Origin of the sequence: Streptomyces sp. NPDC085931 (assembly GCF_044540565.1) — a bacterium.
In the GTDB taxonomy this organism is placed as follows: Bacteria; Actinomycetota; Actinomycetes; order Streptomycetales; family Streptomycetaceae; genus Streptomyces.
Genome location: NZ_JBITSK010000022.1, coordinates 96,283 through 112,021 on the forward strand (window position 1 = coordinate 96,283; position 15,739 = coordinate 112,021).

15 protein-coding genes and 1 riboswitch are annotated in these 15,739 nt (G+C 73.1%); of the genes, 5 read left to right on the top strand and 10 right to left on the bottom strand.

All coding sequences use genetic code 11. The features are described from left to right. Positions 1-13: 13 nt before the first annotated feature. The gene (locus tag ACIGAN_RS33565) at positions 14-769 is read left to right on the top strand and encodes a decaprenylphospho-beta-D-erythro-pentofuranosid-2-ulose 2-reductase (protein ID WP_311680125.1); all 756 of its coding nucleotides are present in this window, start codon (positions 14-16) and stop codon (positions 767-769) included. A 17-nt stretch (positions 770-786) separates the two neighbouring features. On the opposite strand, the gene ACIGAN_RS33570 is transcribed toward ACIGAN_RS33565, so the two are convergent. From ACIGAN_RS33570 to ACIGAN_RS33590, 5 genes are all read right to left on the bottom strand, one after another. After that, a complete protein-coding gene (locus ACIGAN_RS33570; protein WP_365087436.1) occupies positions 787-1,365 on the bottom strand; it encodes a 2'-5' RNA ligase family protein in 579 nt (192 codons plus the stop codon). A gap of 143 nt (positions 1,366-1,508) precedes the next feature. Continuing rightward, entirely contained in the window at positions 1,509-2,522 is a 1,014-nt protein-coding gene (gene trpS / locus ACIGAN_RS33575; protein ID WP_365735490.1) for a tryptophan--tRNA ligase, read from the bottom strand. Between the two features lie 100 nt (positions 2,523-2,622). Next, on the bottom strand, positions 2,623-4,068 hold the full coding sequence (locus tag ACIGAN_RS33580) for a glycine hydroxymethyltransferase (protein ID WP_365735491.1): 1,446 nt from the start codon (positions 4,066-4,068) through the stop codon (positions 2,623-2,625). Positions 4,069-4,099: 31 nt separating this feature from the next. After that, positions 4,100-4,186: riboswitch (ZMP/ZTP riboswitch) on the bottom strand. Positions 4,187-4,231: 45 nt separating this feature from the next. After that, a complete protein-coding gene (locus ACIGAN_RS33585; protein ID WP_399863182.1) occupies positions 4,232-5,413 on the bottom strand; it encodes a glutathionylspermidine synthase family protein in 1,182 nt (393 codons plus the stop codon). A gap of 14 nt (positions 5,414-5,427) precedes the next feature. Beyond that, complete coding sequence (locus tag ACIGAN_RS33590; RefSeq protein WP_365087444.1) at positions 5,428-5,775, bottom strand: hypothetical protein; 348 nt, start codon at positions 5,773-5,775, stop codon at positions 5,428-5,430. Positions 5,776-5,903: 128 nt separating this feature from the next. Between ACIGAN_RS33590 and ACIGAN_RS33595 the strand changes: the two genes are divergently transcribed. Beyond that, entirely contained in the window at positions 5,904-6,749 is an 846-nt protein-coding gene (locus ACIGAN_RS33595; RefSeq protein WP_399863185.1) for a hypothetical protein, read from the top strand. A gap of 123 nt (positions 6,750-6,872) precedes the next feature. Here ACIGAN_RS33595 and ACIGAN_RS33600 read toward each other — a convergent pair whose 3' ends face one another. After that, positions 6,873-8,294, bottom strand: coding sequence for a MocR-like pyridoxine biosynthesis transcription factor PdxR (locus ACIGAN_RS33600; protein WP_399863187.1), 1,422 nt, complete (start codon positions 8,292-8,294; stop codon positions 6,873-6,875). Between the two features lie 47 nt (positions 8,295-8,341). Here ACIGAN_RS33600 and ACIGAN_RS33605 point away from each other — a divergent pair, with 47 nt between their 5' ends. From ACIGAN_RS33605 to ACIGAN_RS33615, 3 genes are read left to right on the top strand one after another with little or no spacing between them, the layout of a single operon-like run. Beyond that, complete coding sequence (locus ACIGAN_RS33605) at positions 8,342-8,848, top strand: carboxymuconolactone decarboxylase family protein (RefSeq protein WP_365087448.1); 507 nt, start codon at positions 8,342-8,344, stop codon at positions 8,846-8,848. After that, positions 8,845-9,291, top strand: coding sequence for a carboxymuconolactone decarboxylase family protein (locus ACIGAN_RS33610; RefSeq protein ID WP_399863190.1), 447 nt, complete (start codon positions 8,845-8,847; stop codon positions 9,289-9,291). Before ACIGAN_RS33605 ends, ACIGAN_RS33610 begins: the two co-directional genes overlap by 4 nt. Continuing rightward, the gene (locus tag ACIGAN_RS33615) at positions 9,288-10,007 is read left to right on the top strand and encodes an isocitrate lyase/phosphoenolpyruvate mutase family protein (RefSeq protein WP_399863193.1); all 720 of its coding nucleotides are present in this window, start codon (positions 9,288-9,290) and stop codon (positions 10,005-10,007) included. Before ACIGAN_RS33610 ends, ACIGAN_RS33615 begins: the two co-directional genes overlap by 4 nt. A gap of 3 nt (positions 10,008-10,010) precedes the next feature. Here the strand turns inward: ACIGAN_RS33615 and ACIGAN_RS33620 are convergent, their stop codons facing one another. The 4 genes from ACIGAN_RS33620 to ACIGAN_RS33635 are packed head-to-tail and all read right to left on the bottom strand — an operon-like array spanning position 10,011 to position 15,556. Then, complete coding sequence (locus ACIGAN_RS33620) at positions 10,011-10,967, bottom strand: ABC transporter substrate-binding protein (protein WP_399863195.1); 957 nt, start codon at positions 10,965-10,967, stop codon at positions 10,011-10,013. A gap of 1 nt (position 10,968) precedes the next feature. Then, the gene (locus ACIGAN_RS33625) at positions 10,969-12,918 is read right to left on the bottom strand and encodes an ABC transporter permease (protein WP_399863197.1); all 1,950 of its coding nucleotides are present in this window, start codon (positions 12,916-12,918) and stop codon (positions 10,969-10,971) included. Continuing rightward, entirely contained in the window at positions 12,918-13,991 is a 1,074-nt protein-coding gene (locus ACIGAN_RS33630) for a glycine betaine/L-proline ABC transporter ATP-binding protein (RefSeq protein WP_399863208.1), read from the bottom strand. Before ACIGAN_RS33630 ends, ACIGAN_RS33625 begins: the two co-directional genes overlap by 1 nt. 32 nt (positions 13,992-14,023) lie before the next feature. Beyond that, entirely contained in the window at positions 14,024-15,556 is a 1,533-nt protein-coding gene (locus ACIGAN_RS33635; RefSeq protein WP_399863199.1) for a GMC family oxidoreductase, read from the bottom strand. Positions 15,557-15,739 lie beyond the last annotated feature (183 nt).

Genomic DNA, 15,739 nt, shown 5'->3' on the forward strand with positions numbered 1-15,739 from the left:
CCTAGGAGCTGTCATGAAGGACGCCTTCGGCCTCCCCCAGTCCCTGCTCGTCCTCGGCGGTACGTCCGAGATCGCGCTGGCCACCGCCCGCCGGCTGATCGCCCGCCGCACCCGCACGGTCTGGCTGGCGGGCCGTCCCTCACCCGCGCTGGAGGAGGCCGCCGGGCAGTTGCGCGGACTCGGGGCGGACGTGCACACCGTCGCCTTCGACGCGCTCGACCCCGCCTCCCACGAGGCCGTGCTCGGCAAGGTCTTCGCCGAGGGCGACATCGACCTGGTGCTGCTCGCCTTCGGGCTGCTCGGCGACCAGGCCCGTGACGAACGGGAGCCGGAGGCGGCGGTGCGGGTCGCGCAGACCAACTACACCGGCGCGGTCTCGGCGGGCCTGGTGTGCGCCCGCTCGCTGCAGTCGCAGGGGCACGGCTCGCTGGTCGTGATGTCCTCCGTCGCGGGCGAGCGGGCCCGCCGCGCCAACTTCATCTACGGCTCCAGCAAGGCCGGCCTGGACGCCTTCGCGCAGGGCCTGGGCGACGCGCTGCACGGCACCGGCGTGCACGTCATGGTCGTCCGCCCCGGCTTCGTGCGGACGCGGATGACCGCCGGGCTGCCCGAGTCACCGCTGGCGACCACGCCCGAGGCGGTCGCGACGGCGGTGGAGCTGGGGCTGCGCCGCCGCTCGGAGACGGTGTGGGTGCCGGGAGCGCTGCGCGTGGTGATGGCGGCGCTGCGCCACCTGCCACGCGGAGTGTTCCGCCGCCTGCCGATCTGACCTTCAGGCCCTGGCGGTCAGCGCGTGGGGACCGAGCCGTGATCGAAGCGGCCGGCCTGCGAGGGGACGACGGGGCCGCCGAAGGGGAACTCGCGCAGCTTGCGCCAGACGCCGTCGGCGCCCTGTTCGTAGAGCGCGAAGCCGGTGCAGGGCCATTCGGCCGCGTAGCCGGCCAGCTCCTCGAAGGCGCGGTCCATGGCGGCCTCGTCGATGCCGTGCGCCACGGTGACGTGCGGGTGGTACGGGAACTGCAGTTCGCGTGCGATCGGCCCGGCGGGGTCGCGGACCTGCTGCTGGAGCCGGGTGCAGGCCTCCGCCCCGGCGACGACCCGGACGAACACCACCGGCGACAGGGGCCGGAAGGTGCCGGTGCCGGACAGCCGCATCGGGAAGGGCCGGCCGGCCGCGGCGACCTCGGTGAGGTGCGCCTCGACGGCCGGCAGCGCGGCCTCGTCGATCTCCGTCGGCGGCAGCAGGGTGACGTGCGTGGGGATGCCGTGAGCAGCGGCGTCGCCGAAGCCCGCGCGCAGCTGCTGGAGCTCGCTGCCGTGAGGCTCCGGGACCGCGATCGACACACCGATCGTTACGGTCCCCACGTCGTCTCCTGTCGTTTCAGTTGGCGGGCCGCTGATACGACCACCCGGTTATCGACTGTACGGCCACGACCGGGTTACGGGCAGGCGCAACCGGAGTGATGTACAGCGCTGTTCGGTGGTACGGCTGTGCGCGGGGGTGGCGTTCAGTGCTTGGCGGGCAGGAAGCCGACCTTGTCGTACGCCTGCGCGAGGGTCTCGGCGGCGACGGCACGGGCCTTCTCGGCGCCCTTGGCCAGGACCGCGTCGAGCGTCTCGGGGTCGTCCAGGTACTGCTGGGTGCGCTCCCGGAACGGCGTGACGAACTCGGTCATGATCTCGGCGAGGTCCGTCTTCAGCGCGCCGTACATCTTGCCGGCGTACTTCTCCTCCAGCTCGCCGATGGTCTCGCCGGTGAGGGTCGAGTAGATCGTGAGGAGGTTGCTGACGCCCGGCTTGTTCTCGGCGTCGTAGCGGATCACCGTGTCCGTGTCCGTGACGGCGCTCTTGACCTTCTTGGCCGTGGTCTTCGGCTCGTCCAGGAGGTTGATCAGGCCCTTCGGCGTGGACGCCGACTTGCTCATCTTGATCGACGGGTCCTGGAGGTCGTAGATCTTGGCCGTCTCCTTGAGGATGTACGGCTTGGGGACCGTGAAGGTGGGGCCGAAGCGGCCGTTGAAGCGCTCGGCGAGGTCGCGGGTCAGCTCGACGTGCTGGCGCTGGTCCTCGCCGACGGGGACCTCGTTCGCCTGGTAGAGCAGGATGTCCGCGACCTGGAGGATGGGGTACGTGAACAGGCCGACGGAGGCGCGGTCGGCGCCCTGCTTGGCGGCCTTGTCCTTGAACTGGGTCATCCGGGACGCCTCGCCGAAGCCGGTGAGGCAGTTCATGACCCAGGCGAGCTGGGCGTGCTCGGGGACGTGGCTCTGCACGAAGAGCGTGCAGCGGTCCGGGTCGAGACCGGCCGCGAGGAGCTGGGCGGCGGCCAGGCGCGTGTTCGCGCGCAGGTCCTCGGGGTCCTGCGGGACCGTGATCGCGTGCAGGTCGACCACCATGTAGAACGCGTCGTGCGACTCCTGCAGGGCCACCCACTGGCGGACGGCGCCGAGGTAGTTGCCGAGGTGGAACGAGCCGGCGGTGGGCTGGATGCCGGAGAGCACGCGGGGTCGGTCAGAGGCCATGCCGCTTATTGTCTCAGAGGGCCGTGGGTGGTTTCGGCAGTGGGGAACCGCGGACCCTTGTGGCTGGTCGCGCGGTTCCCCGCGCCCCTCACGGGACGCTTCAGCCGAGGTCGATCTCCGGGTACAGCGGGAAGCCCGCCACCAGGTCCGTGGCGCGGCGGGAGATCTCGTCGGCCACCTTCGCGTCGAGGACGTGGGCGGCCTTGGAGGGGGCGCCCGACTTGGTGGTGCCCGGCTCGGTGGTGGTGAGGACGCGGTCGATCAGGCCGGCGACCTCGTCCATCTCGGCCGTGCCGAGACCGCGGGTGGTCAGGGCGGGGGTGCCGATGCGGATGCCGGAGGTGTACCAGGCGCCGTTCGGGTCGGCGGGGATCGCGTTGCGGTTGGTGACGATGCCCGACTCCAGCAGGGCGGCCTCGGCCTGGCGGCCGGTGAGGCCGTAGGAGGAGGCGACGTCGATCAGGTTCAGGTGGTTGTCCGTACCGCCCGTGACCAGCGTCGCGCCGCGGCGCATCAGGCCTTCGGCCAGGGCGCGGGAGTTGTCGACGATGCGCTGGGCGTAGTCGCGGAAGGACTCCTGGCGGGCCTCGGCGAGGGCGACGGCCTTGGCGGCCATGACGTGCGGGAGCGGGCCGCCGAGGACCATCGGGCAGCCGCGGTCGACCTGGTCCTTCAGCGAGTCGTCGCACAGGACCATGCCGCCGCGCGGGCCGCGCAGCGACTTGTGGGTGGTCGTCGTCACGATCTGGGCGTGCGGCACCGGGTCGAAGTCGCCGGTGAGGACCTTGCCCGCGACCAGGCCGGCGAAGTGCGCCATGTCGACCATCAGCGTGGCGCCGACCTCGTCGGCGATCTCGCGCATGATCCGGAAGTTCACCAGACGGGGGTAGGCCGAGTAGCCCGCGACGATGATCAGCGGCTTGAACTCGCGGGCCGTGGCGCGCAGGGCCTCGTAGTCCAGCAGGCCGGTGGCCGGGTCGGTGCCGTAGGAACGCTGGTCGAACATCTTGCCGGAGATGTTCGGGCGGAAGCCGTGGGTGAGGTGGCCGCCGGCGTCCAGGGACATGCCGAGCATGCGCTGGTTGCCGAAGGCGCGGCGCAGCTCCGCCCAGTCCTCCTCGGACAGCTCGTTGACCTGGCGGGCGCCGGCCTTCTCCAGGGCCGGGACCTCCACGCGCTGGGCCAGGACCGACCAGAAGGCGACGAGGTTGGCGTCGATGCCGGAGTGCGGCTGGACGTAGGCGTGGCGGGCGCCGAAGAGTTCCTTGGCGTGCTCGGCGGCGAGCGACTCGACGGTGTCGACGTTGCGGCAGCCGGCGTAGAAGCGGCGGCCGATGGTGCCCTCGGCGTACTTGTCGCTGAACCAGTTGCCCATCGCCAGGAGCGTGGCCGGGGAGGCGTAGTTCTCGGAGGCGATCAGCTTGAGCATCTCGCGCTGGTCGGCGACCTCCTGGCCGATGGCGTCCGCCACGCGCGGCTCCACGGCGCGGATGACGTCGAGGGCGGCGCGGTAGGCGGTGGAAGCGGGGCTGAGCTCTGCGGACATGAGGACCTCCGGACGTTGCGTTCAGCGTTCACGGTACGGCCCAGGCGCACGGCTCTGTTCTGCGCGGGCCGCTCCCCGATGGTTCGTCCATCCCAGCGCGCCAGTCACGGCCCCCGGTCAGCCTACCGGGTCACCCCGCGCGGCCGGGCGCGGGTTTCGGCCCTCAGAGGATCACGTGGGGCAGGAATCTCGCGTACTCGTCCGTGATCAGGCCCGAGGACTCGCGGATGCCCAGGCCCGCCGACTCGTTCTGCACCACCCAGGCGCCCAGGACGACGCGGTTGCCGTCGAAGTCGGGCAGCGGGGCCAGTCGCTGGTAGCAGCAGGGCTCGTCGCGCGGGGTGGGGTCCGTGCCGGACTCGTGGATCGTGACGCCCGCTCCCTCGCGGCCCAGCAGCGGCTTGGCGACCCAGCCGGTGGCGGCCAGTTCCCGGGGGCCGTCCAGGTACGCGGGCAGCAGGTTGGGGTGGTCCGGGTAGAGGTCCCACAGGATCGCCAGCAGGGCCTTGTTGCTGAGGAGCATCTTCCAGGCCGGTTCGATCCACAGCGTGGAGCCCGTGCCGCCGCCGTTGTCCAGGGTGTCCAGGACGTGCCCGGCGAAGCGGTCGGTGGTGAGCCACTCCCAGGGGTAGAGCTTGAAGACGCTGCGGATGAAGCGCAGGCGCTGGTCGACGAAGCGGCCGGAGAGGCGGTCCCAGCCGATCTCCTCCATGGAGATCCAGTCGGTGGAAAGGCCGGCCTGCTCGGCGGTCTCCTTGAGGTAGGCGACCGTCATGAGGTCCTCGCCCAGTTCGTCGGCCGAGGAGTAAGCGAAGTAGAGGGGGCTGCCGGGCGGGAGGAGGTCCGCCTGGTTCTTCCAGGCGTCGATGAGCCGCTCGTGCAGGGAGTTCCACTGGTCGGCGCCGGGGAAGCGCTCCTCCATCCAGAACCACTGCGGGGACGCGGCCTCCACCAGGGACGTGGGGGTGTCGGCGTTGTACTCCAGCAGTTTGGCCGGGCCCGTGCCGTCGTAGTGGAGGTCGAAGCGGCCGTAGAGGGAGGGGAGTTCGGCGCGGCGGTGCCAGGCCTCGGTGACCGCGCGGACCACCCGCGGGTCGGTGATGCCCAGGTCGGCGAAGCGGTCCTCGGTGACGATGTGCTCGGCCGCCGCCAGGCACATGCGGTGCAGCTCCTCGACCACCTCCTCCAGGGCCTCGATCTCGGGCAGGCCGAAGACGTAGTAGGCGCTCTCGTCCCAGTAGGGGCGCAGGGAGCCGTCGGGGTAGCGGGTCAGGGGGTAGATCAGGCCCTGTTCCTCGACGGTCTGCTGCCAGCCGGGGCGCGGTGTGGTGGTACGGCGTTCCATCGCTGCGCGTCCGGTCAGCCGCCGCCGCTGCCGCCCGAGCAGCCGAAGCCGCCCCGGTCGACGGCCTCGCTGCGGCTGAAGGTGCCGTTGTCCGCGTAGCCGTTGCTGACGTCGGCGTCGTAGTACCAGTCGGCGTTCGTGGCCCCGCCGCGGGCCTTCTTGCGGCTCTTGCCGGTGGAGGAGGAACCCGACTTGCAGTTCTTGTCGGCCACGATCTTGTAGCCGTTGATGTAGTCGTAGCTGTCGCGGTCCACGCAGCGGCGGTCCGGGTCGGAGCCGCAGGCGGACAGGGCCGCCGCGAGGACGCCCATGCCGCCGAGGACCACTGTGCTCGAACGCAGTCGCCGCCGTGTCTCCGCCATACCGCTGCCACTCCCCCGTGCGCTGCCTGTCATGTACTGCTAACGGTCAGCCTAGAGATCGGTGCGAGCGGCCGTGCAGGGCCCCCCTGTCCCGCCCCCTCCCCTAGGGTCGATTTGTGATCTTTGGAATGGTGTGTGCCCTGGGTGCGGCGGTCTGCTTCGGCACAGCGACGGTGCTGCAGGCGATCGCCGCGCGGGCGGCCGCGGCGAGCGGGCCGGGCGGGGACGTGGCGCTGCTGTGGCGGGCATTGCGGCAGTGGCGGTACCTGGCCGGGCTCGCGCTGGACGGGGTCGGTTTCGTCCTGCAGGTCCTCGCGCTGCGGTCGGTGCCGATCTATGCCGTGGGGGCGGCCCTGGCGGCAAGCCTCGCCGTCACGGCCGTCGTCGCGGCACGGCTGCTCAAGGTGCGGCTGAGCCGGGTGGAGTGGGCCGCGGTGGGGGTGGTGTGCGCCGGGCTCGCGCTGCTGGGGCTGGCCTCCGGCGCCGAGGGCGACGAGTCCGGGCCGGGCTGGCTCGAGTGGGCGCTGCTCGGGGCGGTGGCCGGGGTGCTGCTGCTCGGGGCGGCCGCCGGACGGCTGCCGGAGCGGGGGCGGGCGCTCGCGCTGGGTCTGGGCTCCGGGCTGGGGTTCGGGGTGGTGGAGGTGGCGGTCCGGCTGATCGACGGCCTGACGCCCGTCGCGCTGCTCACCGACCCGGCGGTGTACGCGCTGCTGCTCGGCGGCGGGGCCGCGTTCCTGCTGCTGACCTCGGCCCTGCAGCGCGGGTCGGTGACGACGGCCACCGCCGGGCTCGTCCTCGGGGAGACGGTCGCGCCCGCGCTGATCGGCGTGGTGTGGCTCGGGGACCGGACGCGGCCGGGGCTCGGCTGGCTGGCGGTCGCCGGTTTCGCGGTGGCGGTGGCGGGTGCGCTGGCGCTGTCGCGGTTCGGGGAGGCCCCGGTGGAGGAGCGGGCCGGGGCGGACGGGCCTGCGTGAGCGGAGGGGGTGGTCGGGGGTGGGCCGTTCCTCGGCCGGGTGGCAGCTTGGCCGGGTGTCGCCGCGGCGCTGGCCGGCGGCCCGCGGTCAGTGCGTCCGGGTCGGCCGGGAAGGGGCCGTTCCTCATCCGGGCAGGACCGCGCACAGCGCGTCCAGCGCTCCCGACCAGGCGTGGTCCGGCGGGGTCCCGTATCCGACGACCAGGGCGTCGACCGGCTCGGCGGCCGTGTCGGCGTGCCGGTAGCCGGCCAGCCCGTGAACCGACAGGCCGCGCCAGTGCGCGGCCTGGACGACCGACTGCTCGGTGCCCGGCGGCAGCCGCAGCAGGACGTGCAGTCCGGCGGCGATGCCGGTGACCCGGGCCTCGGGGGCCCGGGCCGCCACGGCGGCGACCAGGGCGTCCCGGCGGCGCCGGTAGCGCAGGCGGGTGGCGCGCACGTGCCGGTCGTAGGCGCCGGAGGTGAGGAACTCGGCCAGGGTCAGCTGGTCGAGCACCCCGCAGGTGTCGACGCCGCCCTTGGCCGCGGCCACCTCCTCCCCGAGGTCCGGCGGCAGCACCGCCCAGGCCAGCCGCAGCCCGGGCGCGAGGGACTTGCTCGCGGTGCCCAGGTAGACCACCCGGTCGGGGTCCAGCCCCTGGAGGGCGCCGACGGGCTGCCGGTCGTAGCGGAACTCGCCGTCGTAGTCGTCCTCCAGCACCAGCCCGCCGGTGCGGCGCGCCCAGTCGACGACGGCGGACCGGCGGTCGCGGTGCAGTGGCACACCCATGGGGAACTGGTGGGCGGGGGTGAGCAGGACCGCGTCGGCTCCGGTCAGTGCGCCGGGGTCGGTGCCCCGGTGGTCGAAGGGCAGCGGGACCGTGCGCAGACCGGCGTCGGCCAGCAGCCTCCAGTGCACGTCCAGGCCGTACGACTCCACCGCGACCGTCCGGGCCCCGCGCGCCCGCAGGACCGCGCCGAGCAGCCTCAGGCCGTGCGCGCATCCGCCGCACACCACGATCCGCTCCGGGTCGGCGCGCACGCCCCGGGCCCGGGCGAGGTACCCGGCGAGCGCGGTCCGCAGCTCGGGGCGGCCGCGCGGGTCGCCGTAGTCCAGGGCGTGGTAGGGGGCGGCGTCGAGGGCGCGGCGGGCGGCCTTGAGCCACTCGGCGCGCGGGAAGGACGCCAGGTCGGGGCTGCCGGGGCGCAGGTCGTAGGCGGGGCGGGCCGGTGCGAGGGGGCGCGGTGCCGTCCTCGCCTGCGGGACGGCGGTCCTGCCCCACGGCCGTGCGGGTGGGGCGGACATCCCGGTCGCGACCCGGGTGCCGGAGCCCTGACGGGCCGTGAGCCAGCCCTCGGCGACCAGGTCGGCGTAGGCGCCGGCGACCGTGTTGCGGGCGATGCCCAGGTCGGCGGCGAGCGAGCGGGAGGAGGGCAGCCGGGTGCCCGGGGCCAGCCGGCCGGAGCGCACCGCCTCGCGCAGGGCGTCGGTGAGCCCTTTGCGCAGGCCCGGGCCGGACGGCTCCAGGTGCAGGTCGACGCCCAAAGTGGCCCACTGATCCGCCATGGAAATGGACCATACTCCTGGGCTGCTTCCTCCCTAGGGTCGAGGGCATGACGACACACCTCGACGAGACGGGCCGGACGTACGCTGCCGAGCAGCCCGCCCGCCTGGACTGGGCCAAGCACGCACCCGAGGTCTACAAGGCGATGGTCCGGCTGGACATCGCGGCCCGGCAGGGCCTGGACCACACCCTGTACGAGCTGGTGAAGATCCGCGCCTCCCAGATCAACCACTGCGCCTTCTGCATCGACATGCACACCAAGGACGCCCTGGCGGCGGGCGAGCGGGTGGAGCGGATCGTGCAGCTCAGCGCCTGGGAGGAGTCGCGGCACTTCTACACGGAGAAGGAGATCGCGGCGCTGGAGCTGACGGAGGCCGTGACGGTCCTGACGGACGGGTTCGTCCCGGACGCCGTGTACGAGAACGCCGCCCGGCACTTCGAGGAGGCCGAACTGGCGCAGCTGCTCGCGGCGATCACCACGATCAACGCCTGGAACCGGTTCGGGGTGACCTGCCGCATGGCGCCGGGGCACTACCAGCCGGGCCAGTACAAGTGACGGCCCGGACGCGGGCCCTCGACGCGGCGGTGGCCCGGGCCCTGTCGGCCCTGAGCGCCGCGGCGAAGGAGGGCCTGGGCGATCCGGCCCTGGCGGAGCTGGTCGTGATCCGCGCCTCGCAGCTCAACCGGTGCGCGTTCTGTCTCGACATGCATCTGGCGATCGCCCGGCAGTACGGGGTGAGCGAGCGGCAGCTCGACCTGCTCGCCGCCTGGGAGGAGGCCGGGGACGTCTTCGGCGAGCGGGAGCGGGCGGCGCTGGCGCTGACCGAGGCGGTGACCGTGCTGACCGGGGGCTTCGTGCCGGACGAGGTGTTCGAGCGGGCCGCCGAGCACTTCGACGAGGCCCGGCTGGCCCATCTGGTCGGCCTGATCGTCGCCATCAACAACTGGAACCGGATGATGGTCGCCCGCCGGATTCCGCCGGGGGGTCACACACCATGAGCAAGGCCGACGCGTTCCGCGCGCTGCACCGGCACCGGACGCCGGACGATCCGCTCGTGCTGCCCGGCCCCTGGGACGCCGCCAGCGCCCGGGTGTTCGCGGAGGCCGGGTTCCCGGCGCTGGCCACGCCCAGCGCCGGGGTCGCCGCCTCCCTCGGGTACGAGGACGGGCAGGTCCCGGCCGACGAGATGTTCGCGGCGGTCGCCCGGATCGTCCGCGCCGTCGACGTGCCGGTGTCGGCGGACGTGGAGGGCGGCTACGGGCTCGCGCCCGCGGAACTGGTGGAACGGCTGCTGGAGACCGGCGCGGTCGGCTGCAACCTGGAGGACTCCGGGAAGGGGGTGCTCAAGGACCCGCACCGGCACGCCGAGTGGCTCGCCGAGGTGCGGGCGGCGGCCGGTGACCGGCTCTTCGTCAACGCCCGGGTGGACACCTTCGCCTGCGGGGTCGCCGATCCCGCACGGGCCATCGAGCGGGCCGCGCTGTACGTGGCGGCGGGCGCCGACTGCGTCTACCCGATCAAGGCGCCCCTGGAGGTCCTGCCCCTGCTGCGGGCCGGGATCCAGGGGCCGGTCAACGCGGGGGTCTTCACCGAGGACGGCCCCTCGCCCGCCGAACTCGGCGCGCGAGGGGCCACCCGGGTCACCTTCGGGCCGGGACTCCAGCGGCGGGCCACCCACGCGCTGCGGGAGATCGCCGGCCGGCTGCTGCGGTGAACGTCAGGACAGCCACTTCCGCCACGTGGACTCGTGGCTGTCCACCCACTTCTTCGCCGCGTCCTCGGGGGACATCTTCTGCTCGGCGATCATCAGGGAGACCTCGTTCTGGTCCTCCGTCGTCCACTGGAACTTCTTCAGGAAGGCCGCCGCCTCACCGCCCTTCCTGGCGAAGTCCGCGTTGAGGTACTTCTCCAGCGGCGTGTGCGGATAGGCGCAGGCGACCTTCTCCGGATCGGCGTCGCAGCCCTCCTTGTACGGCGGCAGCTCCACCTCGGTCATCGGGACCTTCTCGAACAGCCACTGCGGCGAGTACCAGTAGGTGAGGAAGGGCTTCTTCTCCTTGGCGAACTGCTTGATCTGGGTGATCTGCGCCGCCTCGGACCCGGCGAACACCACCTGGTAGTCCAGCTTCAGGTTCTTCACCAGGGCCTTGTCGTTGGTGACGTAGGACGGCGAACCGTCCATCAGCTGGCCCTTGTCGCCGCTCTCCGGGGTGCGGAAGAGGCCGGCGTACTTGTTCAGGTTCTTCCAGTGGGTGATGTCCGGGTGCTGCTCGGCGAGGTACGTCGGGACGAACCAGCCGATGTGGCCGGTGACGCCGAGTTCGCCGCCGCGGGCGATCGTCTTCTTGTCGTCGACGTAGCGCTTCTCCTGCTCGGGGTGGCCCCAGTCCTCCAGGAGCGCGTCGACCCGGCCCTGGCTGAGCGCGTCCCAGGCGGGCACCTCGTCGACCTGGACGGTGTCGACGCGGTAGCCCAGCTCGTGCTCCAGGAGGTACTGGGCGACGGCCACGTTGGCCTGCGCGCCCACCCAGGACTGCACGGACAGGGTCACGGTCTTCGCGCCCCGCGCGTTGGCGAAGGGCGAGGCCTGCTTGGTCATGTCGGCGGCGCCGCAGCCGGTGAGCAGCGTCAGGGAGCTCACCGCGGCGATCGCGGCGGTGGTACGGACGCGCATGTCAGGCTCCCTTCCGCGCGCGGCGTTCGGTGGGCTGGGTCACCCGGTCGAGCATCAGGCCCAGGCAGACGATCGCCGCGCCGGCCACCAGACCGGTCGCCAGGTCGCCCTGGGCGAGGCCGAAGACGACGTCGTAGCCGAGGGCGCCGCCGCCGACCAGGCCGCCGATGACGACGACGGCGAGGACCAGGACGAGGCCCTGGTTGACGGCGAGCAGCAGGGCCGGGCGGGCCAGCGGGAGCTGGACCTGCCGCAGTTGCTGCCAGCTGGTCGCGCCGAGCGAGCCGGACGCCTCCAGGGCGGCCGGGTCGACCTGGCGCAGGCCCTGGGTGGTGATGCGCACGACGGCCGGCAGCGCGTACACGATCGCGGCGGCGACCGCCGGGGCGCGGCCGACGCCGAACAGGGCGACGACCGGGATCAGGTAGACGAACTGCGGCATCGTCTGGAGGACGTCGAGGACCGGGCGCAGTGCCCGCTCAAGACGGTCGCTGCGGGCCGCGGCGATCCCGACGGCGACGCCGGCGACGAGCGTGACGGCGACGGCCGCGAGCACCTGGGACAGGGTGTCCAGGGACGGCTTCCAGACGCCGAGGACACCGATCGCGGCCATGGCGAGGACGGCGGTGAGCGCGGTGCGCCAGGTGCCGATCACCCAGGCCAGGGCGGCGACGGTCAGCAGGACCGCCCACCAGGGCAGCGCCTGGAGGCCGTCGCGCACCGGGTCGAGGACCCAGGTGGTGAAGTGGCCGGCCCAGTCTGCGGTGCCGCCGACGACGGGCACGCCCGAGTACAGGTGCGCGGTCATCCAGTCGACGGCCCGGTTGACGGGCTCGGCGATGCCGACGACCCACGCGTCGGGCCAGTCGAGGCGGCCCGCGAGCCGCCCGGCGACCGCCACGGCGACGACACCGGCGAGGGCGTAGAGCCAGCCGCGCCCGCTGTGCGCCTCGGGTTCGGCGCCCAGCTTCTCCCCCGCCGCGCCGGTGACGCGGTCCAGGACGACGGCCAGCAGCACGATCGGGATGCCCGCGGCGAGCGCGGCACCGACGTCGACGGAGGCCAGGGCCTGGTAGACGCGGTCACCGAGACCGCCCGCGCCGATGACGGCGGCGATGACGGCCATGGACAGCGCCATCATGATCGTCTGGTTGACGCCGAGGAGGAGTTCCTTGCGGGCCAGCGGGATGCGCGCGGTCAGCAGCCGCTGGCGGGCGGTGGCGCCGAGCGACTCGACGGCCTCCAGCACCTCCTTGTCGGCGCCGCGCAGACCGAGCGAGGTCAGCCGGGCCATGGGCGGGGCGGCGTAGACGACGGTGGCCAGGACGGCCGCCGGGACGCCGATGCCGAAGACGAGGACGACCGGCAGCAGGTAGGCGAAGGCGGGCAGCACCTGCATGGTGTCCAGGACCGGGCGCAGGGCGCGGTCCATCCGGTCGGACAGCCCGGCGGCGAGCCCCAGCAGCGCACCCACCACGATCGAGGCGAGGACCGCGACGACCATCAGGGCGAGGGTCTGCATGGTCGGCACCCACATGCCGAGCAGGCCGCAGGCGAGGAAGGCGACGGCCGTGCCGAGGGCCAGCCGCACGCCCGCGACGCGCCAGGCGACCAGCGCGCCCAGGGCGGTGACGCCTGCCCAGCCGACGGCCAGGAGGGTGAGGTAGACGGCCCGTACGGCGATGACGACGACGTTGCTGACGTGGCCGAAGAAGTACAGGAACAGCGGGTGGCTGTCGCGGTTGTCGATGATCCAGTCGCTGGTCCTGGCCAGCGGGCCGGACAGGTCGACGGTCAGCGCGGCCGGCCAGCTGCCGCTCGACCAGCGGGCGTCGGCCAGCGGCACGAGCACCGCGGCGGCGACGGCCAGCAGCAGCAGCTTGCGCACGGTCGCGTTCTTCAGCAGCCCGGGCAGGCCGGGGCGGGGCGGGTTCGCGGTGACGGTCGCCATCACAACGCCTCCTCGGGCTGCTCCGTCCCCGGTGGTGCGGGCTGCTGCGTTCCGGCGACGACCCCGAGGAGGGTGTCGGAGTCGACCATGCCCACGCACCGGCCGTGGTCCATGACCCGGGCCGGAGCGCCGGCGCGGGCGACCGCCTCGATGGCCTCGGAGACCGTCGCCTCGGGCCGGACGGCCGGTCCGCTGCCGTCCAGCTCCGCCGACGGGCGGCGCATGGCCGTGCGGACCGTCATGACCTGCTCGCGCGGGACGTCCCGGACGAACGCGCGGACGTAGTCGTCGGCGGGCGCGCCGACGATCTCCTCGGGGGTGCCGAGCTGCACGACCCGGCCGTCGCGCATCAGGGCGATGCGGTCGCCGAGCTTGAGGGCCTCCTGGAGGTCGTGGGTGATGAAGACCATCGTGCGGCCCTCCTCGCGGTGCAGCCGGACGACCTCCTCCTGCATGTCGCGCCGGATCAGCGGGTCGAGCGCGCTGAACGGCTCGTCGAACAGCAGGACTTCGGGGTCGACGGCGAGGGCCCGGGCGAGGCCCACGCGCTGCCGCTGGCCGCCGGAGAGCTGGCCGGGGCGGCGGTGCTCCATGCCTTCCAGGCCGACCTTGGCGACGATCTCCGCGGCCCGCTCGCGCCGCTCGGCCTTGCCCACGCCCTGGATCTCCAGGCCGTAGGCGACGTTGTCGAGGACCGTGCGGTGGGGCAGCAGGCCGAAGTGCTGGAAGACCATCGCGGCGCGGTGGCGGCGCAGTTCGCGCAGCCGGGAGCGGTCCATGGCGCGGACGTCCTCGCCGTCGATGGCGATCGTGCCGGCGGTGGGCTCGATCAGCCGGGTCAGACAGCGCACCAGCGTGGACTTGCCGGAACCGGACAGGCCCATGACGACGAAGACCTCGCCCTTGCGCACGTCGAAGCTGACGTCCCGGACGGCGGCGGTGCAGCCGGTGCGCTCCCGCAGCTCGGCGGGGTCGAGCGCGGTGAGCTCGGGGTCGCCCGGGACGCGGTCGGCCTTGGGGCCGAACACCTTCCACAGGTTCTGGACCGAGAAGACGGGAGCGGTGGTGTCCATGGTCTGCTCCGCCGGGGGTTCGAGGGTCGCGGTCACTCGGCACCACCACCGATCAGCTCGGCGGCCTTCTCCCCGACCATGAGCACGCCGATCATCGGGTTCACGGTGGTCATGGTGGGGAACACGGAGGCGTCGGCGACGCGGATGCCCTCCAGGCCGCGGATGCGCAGCTCGGGGTCGACGACGGCCAGCCGGTCGTCGGCGGCGCCCATCCTGCAGGTGCCGGCCGGGTGGTAGACGGTGTGCGCGGCCTTGCGGGCGTACTCGCTCAGCTCCTCGTCGCCGGTGACGTCCGGACCGGGGCAGACCTCGCGCTTGAGCCAGCCGGCCAGCGGCTCGGTCTTCGCGATCTCGCGGGCGATGCGGATGCCGTCGACGAGGGTGCGGCCGTCGTAGTCGTCCTCGTCGGTGAAGTAGCGGAAGTCCAGGGCGGGCTTGACCTCGGGGTCGGCGCTGGTGAGGTACAGCCGGCCGCGGCTCTTCGGCTTGGGGATGTTCGGGGTCATGGAGACGCCGAACTCGGGCCGCTGGTAGCCCAGTCGCTCCGGGTTGTCCGTGAAGGGGATCTGGTAGAAGTGGAACATCAGGTCGGGGTGCGCCAGTTCGGGGTCGCGGCGCACGAACAGGCCCGCGTCGGAGTCCATCGCGGAGTTCTCCGGGATGGGGCCGTTGGTCTCCCAGACGATGACCGACTCGGGGTGGTCGAGCAGGTTCTCCCCGACGCCCGGCAGGTCGTGCGTGACGGGGATGCCGAGCTTCTCCAGGTCGGTCTTCGGCCCGATGCCGGAGTGCAGCAGCAGCCGCGGCGAGTCGACGGCCCCGGCACACAGCACGACCTCGTTGCGGGCCCTGACGAGGATCTCCTCGCCGTCCTTGGTGCGCACGTGCACGCCCTCGGCGCGGTTGCCGTCCAGCTGCAGCTTGTACGCCCAGGTCTCCAGCAGGATCGTCAGGTTGGGCCGCTCGTCCATCACCGGGTGCAGGTAGGCCACCGACGCCGAGGAGCGCTTGTTGGTCTCGGGGTGGTAGGCGAGGTCGAAGAAGCCGACGCCCTCGGTGAACGGCTCCTTGTTGAAGCCCTCCACGCGGGGCACGCCCAGTGCCTCCTGGGCGGCGTCGACGAAGTCCCGGGCGATGGCGTTCCGGTCCTTCTCGTCGACCGGGACGATGTTGTTGAGCAGCCGTGCGTAGTACGCCTCCATCTGCACCGCGCCCCAGCCCCGGGCGCCGGCGGCCTCCCACTCGTCCCAGTCGGCGGGCAGCGGCTTGAAGGCGATCAGGGTGTTGTGGGAGGAGCAGCCGCCCAGGACGCGGGCCCGGCTGTGCCGGATGTGCGAGTTCCCGCGCGGCTGTTCGGTGGTCGGGTAGTCGTAGTCGAGCTCGCCGCCCAGCAGGCCCATCCAGCGGCGCAGGGTCAGCACGTCGTCGCGGCCCACGTCGCTGGGGCCGCCCTCGATGACGGCGACGGTCACATCCGGGTTCTCGGTGAGGCGGGAGGCGATGACGGAACCAGCGGTTCCGCCGCCTATCACGACATAGTCGTACTCATGACTGGTGTGAGACATGGCGTGCTTGCTCCAGAGGGGGATGAAGGGGACGGGCTCGGAGGTGTGCCGGGGGCCGGCCCCGGGGGGGGGGGGGCCCCCGGGCCCGCCGGGGGGGGCCCCCCCCGGGGGGGGCCCGGCGGGGGGGGGGGGCGGGGGCGCCGGGGGGGGGCGGATGCGGAAACCGGGGGGCGCCCCGGCCCC